This window comes from Neobacillus vireti, assembly GCF_036962345.1.
Taxonomy (GTDB): Bacteria; Bacillota; Bacilli; order Bacillales; family Cytobacillaceae; genus Neobacillus; species Neobacillus vireti_A.
Genome location: NZ_JBALNB010000025.1, coordinates 110,669 through 129,182 on the forward strand (window position 1 = coordinate 110,669; position 18,514 = coordinate 129,182).

Consider the following 18,514-nt stretch of genomic DNA (forward strand, 5'->3'; position numbering starts at 1 on the left):
TGAAAGTGTTCCTGAAGGTATAATTGAGGCAGAAAGTACAAATGAATAATAACTGAATATAAATATCAAAAGAGAGCTTTCATTACTAATGAAGGCTCTTTTATTTATAAAAATGGTTGGATAAATATGTAGATTTACACAGTTTAGTTATAATATAATGAATATTAAAAAATATTTTACAGGGAGTAGAGGAGATTGATATGAGGGATGTAAAGTTGATAAATATTTTTGAACACCATATTGCACAGAAATATTTAAATCGATCTGGAATCGCCCATGCAATTGCTGTTGCCTATCATGCCTTTCATTTAGGAAAGGAGCATAAAGAGGATATTGATATTGCGGCAAAAGCTGGACTATTACATGATATGGGGCATTATACATGGTATAAAAATGGGAAATGGGATTATGATTTATATAAACAAAATGATATACATGCTATTAAAGGGGCGGAGCGTGCACATAAATTATTAATCCGTCTTGGAGAAAATCCAATTAAAGCAAAGACAATTGCATTGGCAATACTTTTTCATACCGATTCCTTCTTACCGACAAATGATATTGTTCGTACACCACTACAGCAAATTGTTAAATGGGCGGATGAGAAAGACGAGGAAAAGGGTGGGATGCATCACTACCGAAGTATTGATTATAATCGGGCAAAACAGAGCATTATCCGCTTGGATGATTGGATTGATACTGAGTTAGCCAAAATGGGTGAGGTTGACTAAATAGAACAAGCTGTGCAAAGGGCACAGCTTGAAATAAATAACGTATTAAACTCTTTGAAATCCTTCCTCTAATAAAAAATCCTCTGCTTCACCATAGGTATCGAAGCTTTCTTCAAGATTTAGTCCAAAGTAAATATTCCACGAGTCGTTTTCATTGATGACAATCAAATGATTCTTTTCGTCATCAACCCAGCGTTCTTCAACTTGATTTCCAATGATTGCTTCTTCTGCAAGCGACTTTTCCACTGGTAATAAAGAGTCAATAGACTCCTTGATTAATTTTTTTAATTGATCTCCAGTAAAGTCACGGATATTAACCATTCCTTTATCATCTGTTTCATAGCTATGTAGATTCCCCGCATAAACAAAACCATTTCCATTGGGATGGAGGTGGTAGACCACATTTTTTTTGTCTGACGCACTGTTTGGCAGTTGAAAATTTACACGTTTAAGTGATACGTCCTTTCGCTCTAATTCTGGGAATTCTTCAATAATGGCTAATTTTTCATTAAAAGTAAGCATCGTTGCCTCCAATTTTTTTCGTAATGTACCTATCATACCGATAGTTTAACTGAAGTTACAACTTTTTATTTAAGGCTCTTTTCTTAAACTTTGTTGTTTTTTCACAAAAATTAATGATTGTGCTAAGTTTCTGCGAAAAATAGAATAAATTTGTTAAGAAAAGAGCCTGCAAACTAAATTCTAAAGCGCAAATTAACTATTCCCACGTTAAAATCGGCTTTAGGATTTTAACATCAATCATTAACAAAACAGACATTTTTAAAAATACTTTAGAGGATAGCCGCTAAAGCAAGTTTTTGTTGAGTATTAGTATTTAATAGCCGCCGCCAATGAATGCAGAAACCTACAATAATTAAAAGAATAAACAAAACAACAATTAATGCAAATCCATTGTTGTTACCACCATGTTGACCCATTCTTTCCCACCTCCACCATTTACTTCAATTTATGAAATCACTGGTTGGAAGGTTTGGACAAAGGTCATGGTTGTATTACTTTTTTTAAAGGATTGAATGGAATTAAAATTCATGTTATCATTGTGTAAATAAATAAAAACGATTTTTGGAGGAGCCTGTCACCAAGGGATAACTATGTCCCATGGTGACAGGCTCTTTTTGCATTTCTAAAATTTACAGCAACAATTAATGAAACGCATTGAGAGGTGGAATGATATTGAAGGGTTAAAAATTGAAAAAGATAAATTTGATAACAACACCCCCAAAAGGGGTGGGGCTTCAGAAACAAGGAGGTTTTGTTTTGTCATATCTTCACTTAGCAATTATAGCACCATTGATCCTATCTGTTTTTATTCCGCAATTTTATAAACTATTTCGTCAAATACATACTGGATGGTTTGTGCTGCCTTTACCTATTTTCTTGTTTATCTATTATCTTTCATTCTTACCGGTAACAATGGGTGGGAAGTCATTCATGGAAAACTTGAACTGGATTCCATCTTTAGGCATTAATTTTACAGCAAAAGTGGATGGACTGGGGCTTTTATTTTCCCTGTTAATAACAGGTATTGGGGCATTGGTTGTTCTTTATTCCATCTATTATCTCGATAAGAAGAAAGAAAAACTCAATAACTTTTATGTCTATCTACTGCTCTTCATGGGGGCGATGCTTGGCGTTGTCTTATCGGATAACTTAATTGTGATGTATGCGTTCTGGGAGCTCACAAGTTTTTCTTCATTTCTATTAATTGGTTACTGGTACGAGCGCGAAAAATCACGATATGGCGCACAAAAGTCTATGCTCATTACTGTATTTGGCGGTCTCGCTATGCTTGGGGGAATCATCCTGCTTTACATTATGACTGGAACCTTTAGTGTCTCGGAAATAATGACTCAAGCCAATGAAATTTTTAACCACACATTATTTGTGCCTGCATTATTATGTATTTTACTTGGTGCTTTTACTAAATCTGCTCAGTTCCCATTCTATATTTGGCTTCCAGATGCAATGGAAGCCCCAACACCAGTTAGTGCTTACTTACACTCAGCAACGATGGTGAAGGCAGGAATCTATTTGGTAGCACGGTTCACACCTGTGTTCGGAGAACATTTTCTTTGGTTCTTACTGGTTGCGGGTGTAGGATTACTGACTTTGATATGGGGTTCTATATTTGCGGTGAAACAAACGGATTTAAAGGCGATATTGGCTTTTTCTACCGTCAGCCAATTAGGACTTATCATGTCGTTGCTTGGTGTAGGAGCAGCGGCTAAACATTATGAATTTTTAGATGAAAATATCTTTACAGTAGCTGTAACCGCGGCAATTTTTCACCTAATCAATCACGCTACTTTTAAAGGAAGCTTGTTCATGGCAGCTGGAATTGTCGATCATGAAACAGGAACTAGGGATATTCGTAAATTGGGTGGATTAATGCATTTTATGCCGATTACATTTACCATTTCAATTATTGGTGCATTCTCAATGGCAGGGCTTCCTCCATTTAATGGTTTCTTAAGTAAAGAAATGTTCTTTACAGCAATGGTTCATGTAACCGAAATGGATATTTTTAACCTCCAAACCTGGGGAATTCTATTTCCAGTACTTGCATGGATTGCTAGTATCTTTACCTTTTTTTATAGTATGATTCTTGTTTTTAAAACTTTCACCGGAAAATATCAGCCAGAAAAGCTTGATAAAAAACCACATGAAGCTCCAATTGGATTACTGATTTCACCGGTTATCTTAGTTTCACTTGTGATTATATTCGGTTTTTTCCCTAACCTATTATCGGATAGTCTCATCTCGCCGGCTATGGCTTCGATTCTTCCAAGTCTGCTAGGGACCGGAGAAGAATTTATGGTTCATATTACCTTCTGGCATGGACCCAACATCGAACTCTTTATGACACTCGGTGTGATTATTTTAGGCGTCCTTCTTTATAAAACGCATTCTAGATGGAAGAAAATCTATGGAGCGATCCCGGAGAAGCTTGCCCTTAATCGTTTTTATGATTTCTTATTAAACGGGGTACAATCAATCTCTCATAAGGTAACAACTGCCTATATGAATGGATCGATTCGAACGTATCTCGTCTATATATTTGCTTTCTTTATTTTTATTCTTGCAGCCACGCTTTTTGGAAAGAATGCCTTTAAATTGGATACAAGCAATGTATCTTCGATAGGAGTATACGAAGTCGCCTTAGCCATTCTTATTGTTTTGGGATCTATATGTATTCTATTTGCTAAATCAAGAATGACCACCATCATCTTGCTTGGTGCTGTTGGTTATACCGTTTCTTTATTTTATGTTTTATTCCGAGCACCTGATTTGGCTTTGACTCAACTTGTTATTGAAACGATCTCTGTTGCCTTATTCTTAGTTTGTTTCTACCATTTACCTAAATTAAGGAAGTTTGAAACAAGAATGGTGTTTCGACTGACGAATGTTTTCATCTCTGTTGGGGTAGGTGCCATTGTTACCTTAATCGCACTCTCAGCTCATAGCAATAAGCTATTTGGCTCAATATCAAAGTATTATGTGGAAAACACGTATACTGAGGCTGCAGGAAAAAACATGGTAAACGTAATTTTAGTAGATTTTCGCGGTTTCGATACACTCTTTGAAATCACAGTATTGGCGATTGCTTCTTTGGGAATCTTTGGCATGATCAAATTACGGCTGAACAGGAGGAAAGAAGGATGAGAAAAACAAACAATATCATACTTGAAACTGCTGTAAAAGTTCTTCTCTTCTTTATAGCCCTGTACTCAGTCTATATTTTTACAGCGGGTCATTATTATCCTGGTGGCGGGTTTATCGGAGGGCTAATGACAGCTGGAGCAATTGTTCTCCTATTAATTACCTATGACATCAAAACAGTTGTGAAAATTTTGCCAATCAACTTCCGAATTCTTACTGCGATTGGACTTTTGTTTGCCATTGGTACAAGTGCGGGTTCTTTCATCTTTGATGTTCCATTTTTAACACATGCTTTTGGGGATGTTCAAATACCGATTCTGGGGGAATTATCACTTCATACTGCTACGCTTTTTGATTTAGGCGTTTACTTTGTTGTCGTCGGCGTTACGATGACCATTATTCAAACGATAGGGGAGGATGAATAATGGAAATCGTAATGGCATTTGTTATTGGCATTCTATTTATGACTGCTACCTATTTAATGCTTTCAAAAAGTCTATTACGAATAATTGTTGGGACAGGACTGTTAAGCCATGGTGCTCATCTCCTTATTCTTACAATGGGTGGATTAAAACGGGGGGCTGCTCCTATTTTAGGAGGGAATGCCGAAAGCTATACAGATCCACTGCCGCAGGCGTTGATTTTAACAGCTATCGTAATCAGCTTTGGTGTGACAGCATTTTTCTTAGTATTAGCTTATCGGGCTTATAAAGAGCTTGGAACGGATAATGTAGAAGAAATGAGGGGAAACGAGAAAAATGACTAACTTAATCATTTTACCTATATTAATCCCCTTATTTACTGGGGCCATATTAATTTTTCTTTATAAAAGTATTTTTGCACAGCGGGTTGTTGCAACGATCTCTTCATTAGCTACTATGATTGCTGCATGGCTGGTCATACAAAAGGTGCGAACGGAAGGGGTACAATCTTTAAATGTCAGCAGCTGGGAAGCACCATTTGGGATTACGTTAGTATCGGATATGTTTTCAGCACTATTAGTATTCACGACAAGCATCGTTGCGTTTGTTTGTTTAATTTACTCCTTCAAATCAATTGGTCAAGAACGTGAAAAACATTACTACTATGCTGTATTTAACTTTTTAATAGTAGGGGTTAACGGAGCTTTTACAACAGGAGATATTTTTAATCTTTTCGTATTTTTTGAGGTTATGTTGATGTCTTCCTATGTTTTATTAGTACTTGGAGGAACAAATATACAGCTGAGAGAATCGATTAAATATTTGCTTGTGAATGTCATTTCATCAGCATTATTTGTTATTGCTGTTGCCTATTTATACTCCGTAGTCGGTACGTTAAATATGGCTCATATTTCTAGTCGAATTCATGAAATTAGTATAAATGGGATGCCGGGGATTTTAACGGTTATTGCTGTTCTGTTCCTAATTGTATTCGGTTTAAAAGGTGCCATTTTTCCTCTTTACTTTTGGATGCCGGGGTCCTATTACGCACCACCTGCCCCCGTTTTAGCTCTTTTCGGTGCATTATTGACGAAAGTAGGGGTTTATTCCATTACTAGAACTTATACGCTTTTCTTTTATCATGATATGGATACCTTTGGCCTACTCTCCATTTTAGCGATTCTATCAATTGTTCTGGGTGTAATTGGTGCAATTGCCTATTGGGATATTAAGAACATTATTATTTATAATATCATTGTTGCTGTAGGAGTTATCCTGTATGGGGTTTCCGTCTTGAATACAGCTTCCGTAACAGGGGCTGTTTCCTATTTGATACACGATATGCTCATTAAGGCAGCCTTATTCTTGCTGGCCGGGGTGGTTATTTCAATTACAGGAACAAGTAATTTAAGAAATATCAGCGGTCTTATTAACCGTTATCCAGGTCTTGGCTGGACATTCTTTATTGCCACTTTAGCTCTGGCAGGAATCCCACCATTAAGTGGTTTTGTTGGAAAGCTTCTTATCGTGCAAGGAGGGTTTGAGGGAGAGAGCTTTACAGGTGCTGTTATTGTGCTAATGTCCAGTTTACTCGTTCTGTTCTCTGTTATGAAAATCTTTATAAACGGTTTTTGGGGAAAGGACCGCACTTACCGAGGAGAGGAAAAAGCACCTGTAAAACGATTGCTTATTGCTCCTGTTATTTTGGTGGTGATTTCAGCTCTTTACGGAATAGGTTCTGAATCTATATTACCGTATATTACTCAGGCAGCTGATACCTTAGTAGATCCCAATATCTATATTAATGCTGTCTTAAAGGAGTGAATAAGTTTTGGCATTTCAAATTTTATTGAATGTGGTTCTAGCCTTTTTATGGATGTTTATTAAAGTTTCCTACGATCCCATTAGTTTTATAAAAGGCTATATTTTTGGACTCCTTGTTATTTTTGTGCTGAGACGTTACTTTCATAGCCGTTTTTATTTATTTCGATTATGGTCCTTTTTCAAGCTAATCCTTATTTTTATAAGGGAACTAATATTGTCTAATGTTGCGATTGTAAAAGTTGTCTTAAAACCTAAATTAGACATGAGGCCAGCTATTTTTGCCATGGACACGGAGCTGACGCAGGATTGGCAGATCACTCTTCTTTCGAGTTTAATTACCTTAACTCCAGGTACCTTAGTCATTGATGTCTCTGAGGATAATAAAACCCTTTTTATTCATGCGATGAATATTGGGGAAGTAGAGGATGAGATCAAAAGTATCAAGAGTTCATTTGAAAAGGCTATTTTGGAGGTGAGCAGGTAATGCTTGAACTGATTTTTCGATTAGCTTTATTAATCTGCTCGATTTCGATGCTTGGTTTAATTTATCGGGTCATTAAGGGTCCTAGTGTACCTGACCGGGTGATCGCATTAGATGCGATGGGTGTGCACCTTATTGCCATTACTGCATTGATATCAATCGTTTTAGACTCTCATGCTTTTCTCGAAATTATTCTTTTAATTGGTATTCTTGCCTTTATTGGAACAGTGGCGTTTGCTAAGTATCTGGAAAAGGGGGTTATTATCGAACGTGAGCGTAATCATTGATTTATTAATTGGATTTTTTATCATAGTTGGATCCCTGCTCTGCCTGATTGCTACTTTTGGGGTGATTAGACTCCCAGATGTTTATACAAGAAACCATGCAGCCTCAAAAGCGGCTACACTGGGGGTAATGTTTATTTTATTGGGAACCTTTATTTACTTTTATGCACTTGAAGGTCATTTTAATTCTAGGCTTATCTTAGGTATTATCTTCCTCTTTATGACTTCCCCCATTTCTGGACATCTAATTAACAGGGCGGCCTATAATTCAGGAGTAAAACTTTGGGATAAAAGTGTAAGAGACGATTTAAAAGAATATAATAAAAGATAATCGAGAAATCTTCGGCAGATTAATTCCGAAAAAAAGTGTTCCGAATTATGTTTGGAACACTTTTTGACTCTTTTAAGAACCTATAATTCGAACATATTCCCTGGGCTTAAATGGCTTGAATAGCTTAAGGTGGACATTAGATATATGGTTGTTTACATTCGTATTAATTGGATTATTTTCATTAGTTAACGGAACCGTATTCATATTATTTATATGTGTTCCCATTTTAATATTATTAAACTCCCGTTGAGTTTGCAGCTGCTGCTGTAGGAACCAAGCCGCTGTTAATAAGAGTAAAAAGATGGAAAGACTTACCGTAATTTTTATTTTCACTATGTATATACACCTCCCAGTTAGGATTAGTTTGTACAAAAATAGCTCATTTTAAAAAATTAATAATGGTAAATGGGATAGGGGAGTATGGTAAGTACGAATTAATTAAAAGAACGAGCCAGTCATTCAATTGAAGGACTGGCTCGTTCTTTTATGATGCGGATTTTAGTGTTTTAGTTGTGGGGTGTCTTCCTATATGTTTTAAACCCATAATAAAACGAACGGTGAAGACAATGGCAGCTGCTATGATAAATATTCCACAAAGGGCTCCAATTTGGTCAGATGCCGTCCACTCTGGTAAATGCTCAGCCCATCTGCGGGGCGCACTGATTTTTCCTGCATATAAGAACGAACTTGTTAAACCGGTGAAAAAGATAAAGTAGGTAACAATCGCCAAATTATCCAAGCTTTTTTCTTTCTGAGTTCCTTCGGTTTTATTGAAATAATACATAAAACCAAAAATCATCGCCACGACACCCATTCCCATATACGTGTGGAAATGACCTGGAACCCATTTTGTATTATGCATGATGTGGTTAATCACAATGGTTGCATCTATGATTGCAGGTACTGCGCCAGCCACCCAGCCAAACATCTCTAAAAACATCATGCTTGAAGCGAAATCCCATCTCATCGCTGAACGGTAGACAATCATTAAAGCTCCGTATGCTGTGACAACCATAACGGGAAGCCCGTTAGCATATGAAAAAACTTGACCGATGATTAACATCCATTTTGGAACGGCGAAATCCATTAACAGGTGGTGAGTATAAATTATTAAAGTAAAAATGGTTGAACAGTTCCAGGCAATTAAAAAGGCTTTATTCGATTTCCATGGACGTCCTGTATATTTAGACAGGATTTTATAAACTGCTATGACAGCCATATAAATGTTACAATTTGCAAATATATGCCCAAACGCGTAGGTTAAATGTTTAGCTAGCATAGGATCGATGCTAATAGCAGGATTAATAATGTTTAAGATAGAGACAACTAGCACAATGGCACCTGCAAGAATCGCGGTAGAATTCGTAATGATGACCATTGTAGCTGCGACTACTGCTGAAGGTGGCCCATACTCTTTTTTTCCTAAAATAACATCCCAGCCAAGTGATTTTAACAATCCGCCGTATTCTTTTGTAAATCTTGCTGCTAGGTAAAAGTACATGAGCAAATAGTCTATACCTAATAGCAACATTCCAAATAAGAATAATAGTGCACCTGTCTTACAGTAGAGATTTGCTGAATAGGCAGGCAACGGGAACAAGAATGTCCAGCCATCGGAAAAATGAAAACCAAAAATGGCAACTAGGATTAATACAACCCCAATCAATGATAACAGTAAATTAGCAAAAAAGACTTTAGCGTTTAAATAGATATATGTAGATAGGTAATACCACATGATGGCGCTTCCACCTAAAGCGGCAATTCCAATCATCCCTGTTCCATGTATAGTCATAACTTTATAGAATAACTGTGGTGAGATTTGGATAACATTTCCTTGATTTAATAACATCATTACCCCGAAGATCATCATTAAAACGAGAACAACAGAGGTAACCATTAAAGATAAAGCAACGCCTTTATTCTTAATTCTACGGGCTTTATTTCCTTTCCATATTCTCTTAGTTGTCTAGATTCCCCATACACAAAAGCAAAAGCCAAGGCAAGAAGGAAAACGAGAAATAATGTAGCGTACCATGCAATAGATTGGTACATGTAAATCCCCCCTAGTAAAATTACTTAAACAAGCAGTCCCCAACCACATGTTTAATTCACATAACATTCTAATCTAGAAATTAGGAAAAAATAGTGAATTTTATCATACCTTTACTAGCAACCACTGTTAGGGCTGCTTTTTTTGACTAATAATATTTTTACCCCCACAAATGACCCCGCCGTTACGAATCATATCATAACTAAAAATTATGGAGGTTAGATATGGGAACTATTAAGATTGATATCGATAAGCTGCTAGAGAAAACTGCAAATCTAACATCTGAGAAAATCATTAATAAATTGAAAAAGATAGAAATTGATAAACTATTAGATCAAACACAAGATTGGTAATTATTATTTAAAAGATAATTGAATTGGTGAATTTTCAAAAGCTCTCATACAATTGAGGGCTTTTTTATTTTTCTGACTATTTGAGAAATTTGTCGCTTTAAAGCGGAAAAATAATTTTAGATAATTCTATTGCTTTTAGTCTAAAAAAATACTAGAATAACTTTTATAATATAATAAATTTTTGAAAAATTAAAAATGGGTAAATAGGGGGATGTAAAATGAAAAAGGGTGTAAAGGTATTGTCCTTTGCCTTGGCGGGGATGATGTTGCTCGCAGGGTGCGGAAGTAAGGAATCAGCTGGTGGAACTGAAAAAGAAGGAGAAAAAGTGTTTAATGTTGGAATATCCCAATATGCTACACATCCATCGTTAGATGCAGCCACTGAAGGCTTTAAAAAAGCGTTAGCAGATAAAGGCATTAAAGTTGAGTATGACGAGCAAAATGCTCAAGGTGAAGCGGCAAACGTTCAAACAATCTCTAATAATTTTGTTGGAGATAAAGTGGATCTTATTTTTGCAAATGCAACGCCAAGTGCAACAGGTGCTTTAAATGCTACGAAGGATATTCCAATTATCTTTACCTCTGTAACAGATCCTGTGGGTGCTGAATTAGTAAAGGCATTTGATCAGCCGGGTGAAAATATCACAGGTACAACGGATAACCATCCTGATGGAACTGCCAAAACGATAAACTTTATTACAGAAGAAGTAAAAGCGAAAGAAATTGGGGTTATCTATAATTCTGGTGAACAAAACTCTATCGTTCAAGTGGAAGAAGTGAAAAAGTTAGCTGAAGGTAAAGGTGCTAAGCTTGTGGAAGTATCTGTCTCTACATCTGCTGAAGTAAAGCAGGCAGCTGAATCCTTAGTTGGCCGTGTAGATGCAATCTATATTCCAACAGATAATACGGTTGTTTCTGCTCTTGAGTCTGTTATTTCAGTTGCAAACAGCAAAAAAATCCCTCTATTCGTTGGTGAGTTAGATTCAATGAAAAAAGGTGCAGTTGCAGCGAGCGGCTTTGAATATTTCGATATTGGCTATCAATCAGGTTTAATGGCGGCCGAAATACTAAGCGGAAATAAGAAGCCTTCTGAAATTCCAGTTGAATTGCCAAGCAGCTTAACCCTTGTTATTAATAAGAAAGCTGCAGAAGCACAGGGACTTGAAGTAAAAGACGAATGGAAAGACCTTGGTGAGTTTTACGAAGGTGAATAATAATTCTTTGTAATGCCGGGAGTCAGCCGCTAACATGGTTGACTCCTTCATTACTCCATTAGGACTTTATATGATTAAAGGCTATTTTCGTTAAAATTGTTGTTAAAATCTTAAAGCCGATTTTAACGTGGAAATAGTTATTTTTCACTTTAGAATTTAGTTTGCATGCTCTTTTCTTATTCAATTTTGTTCCAAAAAGCAATATAGGTTACGAAAAGAGCCTTTATAAAGACTTAAAAGAAAGGATGATCTCAATGTTTATAGCCATCTTTGGATCATTTGAAGCAGGTATCATCTACGCAATTATGGCACTTGGCGTCTATCTTTCCTTTCGTATTCTGGATTTTCCAGATTTAACGGTAGATGGGAGTTTTGTTACAGGTGCAGCTTTGTCGGCAGTCTTAATTGCTGGTGGAATGAACCCATTTTTAGCAACGATAATGGCATTATTTGCAGGCTTTGCAGCAGGATGTATAACGGGTCTGCTTCATACCTTTGGGAAAATTAATAATTTACTTTCCGGGATTTTAATGATGATTGCCTTATATTCTATTAATCTAAGAATCATGGGGAGATCCAATATTCCCTTGTTAAATACGGATACGTCATTTACAAAAATCGGTGGAATTTTCGAAAATATGGGAGTAGATTCTTTTTTCAATGGTTTGCTGACGAAGGTTGGTCTTGGAGACAGCCTGCCTGATACTTGGGGAATTTTACTTTTTATGATCATCGTAACCTTTGTAATTAAATTGCTCACGGATTTATTTTTACAGACGGAAATTGGTCTTGCTGTAAGAGCGACTGGTAACAATAAACAGATGATTCGCAGTTTCTCTGCCAATACAAATCTTCTTACCATCCTTGGTCTGGGGTTATCTAATGCTCTAGTTGCTTTTTCTGGCGCCTTAATTGCGCAGCAAGGCGGATTTGCGGATGTAGGTATGGGTATTGGGATGATTGTTATTGGATTAGCATCTGTTATTATCGGTGAAGCCTTATTTGGTACCAAATCCATTGCAAGAGCAACGTTAGCAGTTATCGGTGGAGCAATTATCTACCGTATCGTCGTCACACTGGCATTAAGAGTAGATTTCCTAGATCCAGGTGATATGAAGGTTATTACAGCATTAATTGTCATCATTGCCTTAACTGCACCAAAAATAATCGAACAATCTAAAGAGAAAAAGCGAAAAGCCCGCAGAAGACAAGAAAAGCTGAACATGTTACAAGCATCGGCTGAGCGAAAGGGTGAAAACCATGCTTGAGTTAAACCAAATTCATAAGATTTTTAATGAAGGTACTCCGGATGAAAAAATTGCGATTGATCAAATTAATCTATCGCTAAAACCAGGTGATTTTGTAACTGTTATCGGAAGTAATGGTGCTGGAAAATCTACTTTAATGAATATTATATCTGGAGTCATTACACCCGATATTGGTGATATTAAAATTGCTGGTAAAAATGTAACTCCGATGTCAGAGTACAAACGTTCAAAAATGATTGGGCGGGTATTTCAGGATCCCATGGCGGGTACAGCACCTAGCATGACGATTGAAGAAAATTTAGCAATGGCCTACTCTCGAAATAAGACGAGAACGTTCAGAAAGGGAGTTACGAAGAAAAGGCGTGATTACTTCCGCGAGGTGCTTGAATCCTTGCACCTTGGCTTAGAGGACCGTTTAAGTGCAAAGGTAGGATTGTTGTCTGGAGGAGAACGCCAGGCATTATCGTTGCTAATGGCAACCTTTACTGAACCTTCCATTTTATTGCTTGATGAGCACACAGCAGCGCTTGACCCATCGAGAGCGGAATTAATCACCAATCTAACGCGGGAGATTGTTGCGAAATATCAATTAACGACATTAATGGTCACGCATAATATGCAGCAAGCCATTGACCTCGGTAATCGGTTAATCATGATGGATAAAGGTCAAATTATTTTAGAAGTAGACGCTGAAAACAAGAAAGACCTAACCATTGAAGGATTATTAGAAGAATTTAAAAGAATTCGCGGGGTTCAGATGGCCAGCGACCGTGCGGTATTGTCATAATACTATTGAGAAACAGCCTCTAAATAAGGGGCTGTTTCTTTTTATTCTGTACTAATCTTTTCTACTCAAAAGCGTTTATGCTTCACCGTCAGCTCTTGATAGGACAAGTTTGTAGCACGTAAACTATATTCTGAATATTATTAATTAATTGATAATAGGAGGAATATAAATGAAAGAAAAAAGAAATAAGGCAGAAGAACTTGTTAATGATTTCTTTCCCGTTCGGGATGTAGATTATATCGAGATTTATACAGGCAATGCCAAGCAATCTTGCCACTTTTTTTGCACTGCGTTTGGATTTAAACCAGTTGCCTATTCCGGCCTTGAAACAGGAAATCGTGAAACCGTTTCCTTTTGTTTACAACAAAGAAATATTCGCCTAGTTCTTACGGGTTCCTACAAAGAGGATACACATGTTGCTCAATTCGTTAAAAATCATGGAGATGGTGTTAAAGATGTTGCTTTGTTCGTGGATGATGTGGATAAGGCCTATCAAGCAGCTGTAGAGCGTGGCGGAATTGCCCTTGTTCCGCCATTTGAGTTAAAGGATGAAAAAGGGACAATTAAAAAGGCCGTTCTCGGTACATATGGAGATACCATCCATACGTTAGTAGAACGCAAGAATTATCAAGGTGTTTTCATGCCTGGCTACCAGCCATATTCTGTTTACCTCCCGATTGAGGATGCGGGATTAATTGGCATTGATCATGTGGTAGGAAATGTTGAACAAATGGAGGAGTGGGTGGAATATTACTCAAAGGTAATGGGATTTGTCGAGATGAAGCATTTCACAGATAAAGATATTACCACTGAGTATTCTGCGTTGATGTCAAAGGTTATGCACAATGGCGGAAGAATCAAGTTTCCAATCAATGAACCAGCAGAGGGGAAACGTAAATCACAAATCCAGGAATATTTAGAATTCTATAATGGTCCAGGTGTACAGCACCTTGCTATTTTAACAGAGGATATTGTCACAACCGTAGCCACCTTGAAAAAGAATGGTGTTGAGTTTTTAAATACTCCAAGTACCTATTATGAGGATTTGGGGCAGCGAATTGGAAAAATCGACGAAGAAATTGAGAAGCTACGGGAATTAAATATTCTCGTCGATCGTGATGATGAAGGGTATCTTCTGCAAATCTTCACAAAACCTATAGTCGATCGACCAACACTTTTCATAGAAATCATCCAGCGTAAGGGTGCACGCGGTTTTGGTGAAGGGAACTTCAAGGCGTTATTTGAATCAATTGAACGAGAGCAGGCTAGGCGCGGAAACCTATAATTTTACTTTATGAAAAGGGGGAGATGTTTTCCCCCTTTTTCAAAGAATAAAGATAGAAAGAGTGGTGAGAGAGATGGAAGTGTCACCAGATACACTTGAATGGAGAGACGCCTATAAACTATTAATTGGATCTATTCTGCCTCGGCCGATTGCCTTTGTGTCAACCATTGATGAAAACGGTATCGCTAATGCAGCTCCCTTTAGTTTTTTTACTGCGATCTGTGCAGACCCGATGCTTATTTGTTTTTCACCAATGAGAAGGGGAAGTGATGGGGCCAAGAAAGATACTCTCCTCAATATAGAAAAAACGAAGCAATTTGTCGTAAATATTGTCAGCGAAAATATGGCACAGCAAATGAATGATTGTGCGGTTGAATTTACTCCTGAAGTAGATGAGATGGAAATAACCGGTTTAACAAAAGAGGCAAGTCGACTAATAAAGACACCGCGTATTAAGGAATCATTGGTTCATTTAGAATGTGAACTTTACCAGGTGTTGGATTTTGGTGACAAGCCAGGTGCAGGGAGTTTAGTAATTGGAAAGGTGTTAAATATCCATATTACAGATGATTTATTTTATAACGGGAGAATCGATACCGTGAAACTTCAGCCTATTGGCAGAATGGCAGGCCATACCTATACCAATCCATTGGGGAAAACGTTTGATATTATAAGGAAATAGAAATTAGGTGATAGGATGAGATTCGTAACTTTTGAAAAAAGAGATGGAACAGTAAGGTCAGGCGTTCTCCTAGAATCGGATCTTGTTGTGGATATGCACGGAGCAACAAACGGTGCTTTGCCTGAAAGGCTCATAGATTTCTTAGAAGAAAGTGATGAAAATTTGAAATCTTCCTCCCGGCTTTTACAATTTACGATAAACGATCCGGGTGTCTATCCGTTACATGAGGTTAAACTGATTGCGCCTTTGCCAGTCCCCAAAAGCTTTCGTGATTTTTATGCTTTTGAGCAGCATGTGAAATGTGCTAGAGAGAATAGAGGATTGAAGATGATACCGGAATGGTACCAAATTCCTGTTTTTTATTTTTCCAATCACCTTGGCATTAAGGGGCCTGAAGATGTAATTCCCAAGCCTTTAGAATGCAATTGGCTGGATTATGAGCTGGAAGTGGCGTGTGTAATCGGAAAACAGGGCAGGAATATTTCTGCTGAGGAAGCTGATTCGTATATCTTTGGCTATTGTATTTTAAATGATTGGAGCGCTCGCGATCTTCAAAGACATGAAATGAAGGTAGGCTTAGGTCCTGCGAAGGGAAAGGATTTTGCCACCTCGATTGGACCATGGATTGTCACTAAGGATGAGCTTGAGCACCATAGTTCCGCTAAAGGCTTTGATATATCCATGAAGGCAAAAGTTAATGGTACCCTTCTCTCTGAAGGGAATATGAAGGATATCTACTATTCGTTTGCAGATATGATTGAAAGGGCTTCAGCTGGCGTTACCTTATATCCAGGAGAAATTATCGGTTCTGGTACAGTTGGGACTGGATGTATCCTTGAGCTTGGCACAGATGTACATCGCTGGCTGCAGCCAGGTGATGTGGTTGAATTGGAGATTGATAAACTGGGAGTATTAAAGAATACCATTGTACATGATGAAGTGAGGTGAAAGAATGTATTACCGGCAGCTGGGAAGGATTCCTCATAAACGTCATACGATGTTTAAAAAAGACGATGGAAGTCTCTATCGTGAGCAGGTAATGGGGACACGCGGTTTTTCCGGAACGCAATCGATTCTCTATCACCATTACATGCCAACGGAAGTGCTTAGGACGGAGGCGGTTGGCAGTTATTTACCCGAATATGAAGCTCAGCAAGCCCTAAAGCATCGACTTTTTTTAACAAACACGACCTCTAAAAAAGGTGATGGTCTTACAGCACGTGAATATATTTTAGGAAATCAAGACTTATTAATTGGAACGGCTTTGGTAAATGAGCCTATGAAAGGTTTTTACCGTAATGGTGATGGTGATGAAATGTTGTTTATTCACTACGGGTCAGGCAAGCTTGAAACGATGTTTGGAACTATTACCTATCGACCAGGAGATTACCTATTAATTCCGATTGGAACGATTTACCGATTGATTCCCAATGGGACTGTGGATACGAAAATACTGTTTATCGAATCATTTAGCCAGATTACTACACCAAGACGTTATCGAAATGAGTATGGGCAAATGCTAGAGCACAGTCCGTTTTGTGAGCGTGATTTTCGAGGTCCTGAAGTACTTGAGACCTTTGATCAAAAAGGGAAGTTTGAAGTATTCACAAAATCGCGGGGATTACTTCACTCTCATGTATTGGGACATCATCCTTTCGATGTTGTTGGCTGGGATGGATATCTCTATCCATGGGCTTTTAATGTCGAGGATTTTGAGCCGATTACTGGAAGAATTCATCAGCCGCCTCCTATTCATCAAACTTTTGAAGGAAATAACTTTGTGGTATGTTCCTTTGTCCCAAGATTGTTTGACTACCATCCGGAAGCTGTTCCTGCTCCATACTATCATAGTAATGTTAATAGTGATGAATTACTCTATTATGTCAAAGGGAACTTCATGAGCCGTAAAGGGGTTCAATTGGAGTCGATTACTCTCCATCCGAGCGGCATTCCACATGGTCCTCATCCTGGAAAAACAGAAGCAAGCATCGGGAAGAAAGAGACTCTGGAACTTGCGGTTATGATTGATACCTTCCAACCGCTTAAAGTAGTTAAGTCCGCAAACCAGATGGAGGACATTAACTATATGTTTTCGTGGGTGGAAAAATAAGGAATAAATTATTTAAAACAATCCGATGATAGAACCATTGGGTTGTTTTTTCGTAAGTTAGGACATAAGATGGGCATTTAATTAGTAGACAGTGATATTATTATAACTATAGATCCAAGTTGGAGGTGAAAATCATGAATTTAGAAAGTGTTCAATCGAAATTAAAGAGCCATACTCCTACCATATTAGGAAGTGATAAATTTTCAAAATATGCGGTGATGGTGCCGCTTATCCAAAAAGAAGATGGCATTCATGTCTTGTTTGAGGTTCGCTCTTTACAGCTGCGAAGGCAGCCAGGAGAAATTTGTTTCCCTGGAGGGAGAATCGATCCACAGGATATCGATGAAAAAAGTGCAGCGATTAGGGAAACCATGGAGGAATTAGGAATAAGCAGTGAGAATTTGTCAGAGGTTTTTCCATTGGATTTCATGATTTCCCCTTTTGGAATGATGTTATATCCCTTCGTAGCCATAATTGAAAAACCGGAAAAGATACAGCCAAATCCCGCGGAAGTGGGGGAGGTATTTACGGTTCCTTTAAACTACTTTATTGAAAATAGTCCTGCTATTTATCATCTGAATTTTAAGGTAGAGCCAGAGGAGAACTTTCCATTTGATTTAATTGTAGGTGGTGAGAATTACAATTGGCGAACGCGTGCCATTGACGAATACTTTTATATATATGAAGAAAAGGCAATTTGGGGCCTCACAGCGAAAATCCTATCCCATTTTATAGATATAATGAAACAGTGAAAGTAACCAAAGATGAATTTGCATAGAAAAAGTTTCGAAGGATGAAATTATAGTGAAAATTATCAAGGGATGAATTTGCAATTAAACTATCCTAGGATAATTTTCGCTGTTTTTTTGTCTAGCTCCAGCGCCCTAGCGGCTAGTGTCCTTCGCTCTCCGCGAGTAAAAATCCCTTCAGGATTTTTACCTACCTACGATAAGTCAACATCGAATCGCCTACGGCTCTTCGTGTTTCCTTTATCTCAGTTAGAGCGCTCCA

At 37.7% G+C, this 18,514-nt stretch carries 21 protein-coding genes; 17 read left to right on the forward strand and 4 right to left on the reverse strand.

Annotated elements, in window-relative coordinates; translation table 11 throughout:
- The first annotated feature begins 200 nt into the window (after positions 1–200).
- Positions 201–731: an HD domain-containing protein gene (locus V7108_RS25515; RefSeq protein ID WP_335569774.1), complete on the forward strand. Its 531-nt coding sequence runs from the start codon at positions 201–203 to the stop codon at positions 729–731.
- A 45-nt stretch (positions 732–776) separates the two neighbouring features.
- On the opposite strand, the gene V7108_RS25520 is transcribed toward V7108_RS25515, so the two are convergent.
- A complete protein-coding gene (locus V7108_RS25520; RefSeq protein WP_335515155.1) occupies positions 777–1,253 on the reverse strand; it encodes a hypothetical protein in 477 nt (158 codons plus the stop codon).
- Positions 1,254–1,522: 269 nt separating this feature from the next.
- Positions 1,523–1,669, reverse strand: a complete 147-nt coding sequence (locus V7108_RS26980; RefSeq protein ID WP_420489219.1) for a YjcZ family sporulation protein — start codon at positions 1,667–1,669, stop codon at positions 1,523–1,525.
- 340 nt (positions 1,670–2,009) lie between these two features.
- Here V7108_RS26980 and V7108_RS25530 point away from each other — a divergent pair, with 340 nt between their 5' ends.
- Genes V7108_RS25530 through mnhG form a run of 7 tightly spaced genes read left to right on the forward strand, consistent with a single transcriptional unit; the run spans position 2,010 to position 7,754 of the window.
- Positions 2,010–4,415 carry a Na+/H+ antiporter subunit A gene (locus V7108_RS25530; protein ID WP_335569775.1) on the forward strand — a complete coding sequence of 802 codons (2,406 nt, stop codon included), beginning with the start codon at positions 2,010–2,012 and terminating at the stop codon, positions 4,413–4,415.
- On the forward strand, positions 4,412–4,837 hold the full coding sequence (locus tag V7108_RS25535; protein ID WP_335515164.1) for a Na(+)/H(+) antiporter subunit B: 426 nt from the start codon (positions 4,412–4,414) through the stop codon (positions 4,835–4,837). The genes V7108_RS25530 and V7108_RS25535 overlap by 4 nt, the downstream gene beginning before the upstream one ends.
- The gene (locus tag V7108_RS25540; RefSeq protein WP_335569776.1) at positions 4,837–5,178 is read left to right on the forward strand and encodes a Na(+)/H(+) antiporter subunit C; all 342 of its coding nucleotides are present in this window, start codon (positions 4,837–4,839) and stop codon (positions 5,176–5,178) included. Before V7108_RS25535 ends, V7108_RS25540 begins: the two co-directional genes overlap by 1 nt.
- Positions 5,171–6,658: a Na+/H+ antiporter subunit D gene (locus V7108_RS25545; protein WP_335569777.1), complete on the forward strand. Its 1,488-nt coding sequence runs from the start codon at positions 5,171–5,173 to the stop codon at positions 6,656–6,658. The genes V7108_RS25540 and V7108_RS25545 overlap by 8 nt, the downstream gene beginning before the upstream one ends.
- 7 nt (positions 6,659–6,665) lie before the next feature.
- Positions 6,666–7,142, forward strand: a complete 477-nt coding sequence (locus V7108_RS25550) for a Na+/H+ antiporter subunit E (RefSeq protein WP_335515172.1) — start codon at positions 6,666–6,668, stop codon at positions 7,140–7,142.
- Positions 7,142–7,426: a Na(+)/H(+) antiporter subunit F1 gene (locus tag V7108_RS25555; protein ID WP_335515175.1), complete on the forward strand. Its 285-nt coding sequence runs from the start codon at positions 7,142–7,144 to the stop codon at positions 7,424–7,426. The genes V7108_RS25550 and V7108_RS25555 overlap by 1 nt, the downstream gene beginning before the upstream one ends.
- Positions 7,410–7,754, forward strand: coding sequence for a monovalent cation/H(+) antiporter subunit G (mnhG, locus tag V7108_RS25560; RefSeq protein WP_335569778.1), 345 nt, complete (start codon positions 7,410–7,412; stop codon positions 7,752–7,754). Before V7108_RS25555 ends, mnhG begins: the two co-directional genes overlap by 17 nt.
- Before the next feature lie 484 nt (positions 7,755–8,238).
- Here the strand turns inward: mnhG and V7108_RS25565 are convergent, their stop codons facing one another.
- Together V7108_RS25565 and V7108_RS25570 are read right to left on the reverse strand one after the other, a co-directional pair.
- Entirely contained in the window at positions 8,239–9,651 is a 1,413-nt protein-coding gene (locus V7108_RS25565; RefSeq protein ID WP_420489220.1) for a cbb3-type cytochrome c oxidase subunit I, read from the reverse strand.
- A complete protein-coding gene (locus V7108_RS25570; RefSeq protein ID WP_335569780.1) occupies positions 9,651–9,806 on the reverse strand; it encodes a hypothetical protein in 156 nt (51 codons plus the stop codon). The genes V7108_RS25565 and V7108_RS25570 overlap by 1 nt, the downstream gene beginning before the upstream one ends.
- 222 nt (positions 9,807–10,028) lie before the next feature.
- Between V7108_RS25570 and V7108_RS25575 the strand changes: the two genes are divergently transcribed.
- The 9 genes from V7108_RS25575 (at position 10,029) to V7108_RS25615 (ending at position 18,255) form a co-directional block, all read left to right on the forward strand.
- The gene (locus V7108_RS25575; RefSeq protein WP_335569781.1) at positions 10,029–10,157 is read left to right on the forward strand and encodes a hypothetical protein; all 129 of its coding nucleotides are present in this window, start codon (positions 10,029–10,031) and stop codon (positions 10,155–10,157) included.
- Positions 10,158–10,375: 218 nt separating this feature from the next.
- Positions 10,376–11,371: an ABC transporter substrate-binding protein gene (locus V7108_RS25580; RefSeq protein WP_335569782.1), complete on the forward strand. Its 996-nt coding sequence runs from the start codon at positions 10,376–10,378 to the stop codon at positions 11,369–11,371.
- Positions 11,372–11,625: 254 nt separating this feature from the next.
- Positions 11,626–12,639 carry an ABC transporter permease gene (locus V7108_RS25585; protein ID WP_335569783.1) on the forward strand — a complete coding sequence of 338 codons (1,014 nt, stop codon included), beginning with the start codon at positions 11,626–11,628 and terminating at the stop codon, positions 12,637–12,639.
- A complete protein-coding gene (locus V7108_RS25590; RefSeq protein ID WP_335569784.1) occupies positions 12,632–13,426 on the forward strand; it encodes an ABC transporter ATP-binding protein in 795 nt (264 codons plus the stop codon). Before V7108_RS25585 ends, V7108_RS25590 begins: the two co-directional genes overlap by 8 nt.
- A 169-nt stretch (positions 13,427–13,595) precedes the next feature.
- Positions 13,596–14,711 carry a 4-hydroxyphenylpyruvate dioxygenase gene (hppD, locus tag V7108_RS25595; RefSeq protein WP_335569785.1) on the forward strand — a complete coding sequence of 372 codons (1,116 nt, stop codon included), beginning with the start codon at positions 13,596–13,598 and terminating at the stop codon, positions 14,709–14,711.
- Between the two features lie 73 nt (positions 14,712–14,784).
- Positions 14,785–15,393, forward strand: a complete 609-nt coding sequence (locus tag V7108_RS25600) for a flavin reductase family protein (protein ID WP_335569786.1) — start codon at positions 14,785–14,787, stop codon at positions 15,391–15,393.
- A 15-nt stretch (positions 15,394–15,408) separates the two neighbouring features.
- On the forward strand, positions 15,409–16,341 hold the full coding sequence (locus V7108_RS25605; protein ID WP_335569787.1) for a fumarylacetoacetate hydrolase family protein: 933 nt from the start codon (positions 15,409–15,411) through the stop codon (positions 16,339–16,341).
- A gap of 4 nt (positions 16,342–16,345) precedes the next feature.
- Complete coding sequence (locus V7108_RS25610; protein WP_335569788.1) at positions 16,346–17,503, forward strand: homogentisate 1,2-dioxygenase; 1,158 nt, start codon at positions 16,346–16,348, stop codon at positions 17,501–17,503.
- A gap of 134 nt (positions 17,504–17,637) precedes the next feature.
- Positions 17,638–18,255: an NUDIX hydrolase gene (locus V7108_RS25615; RefSeq protein ID WP_335569789.1), complete on the forward strand. Its 618-nt coding sequence runs from the start codon at positions 17,638–17,640 to the stop codon at positions 18,253–18,255.
- The last annotated feature ends 259 nt before the right edge of the window (positions 18,256–18,514 follow it).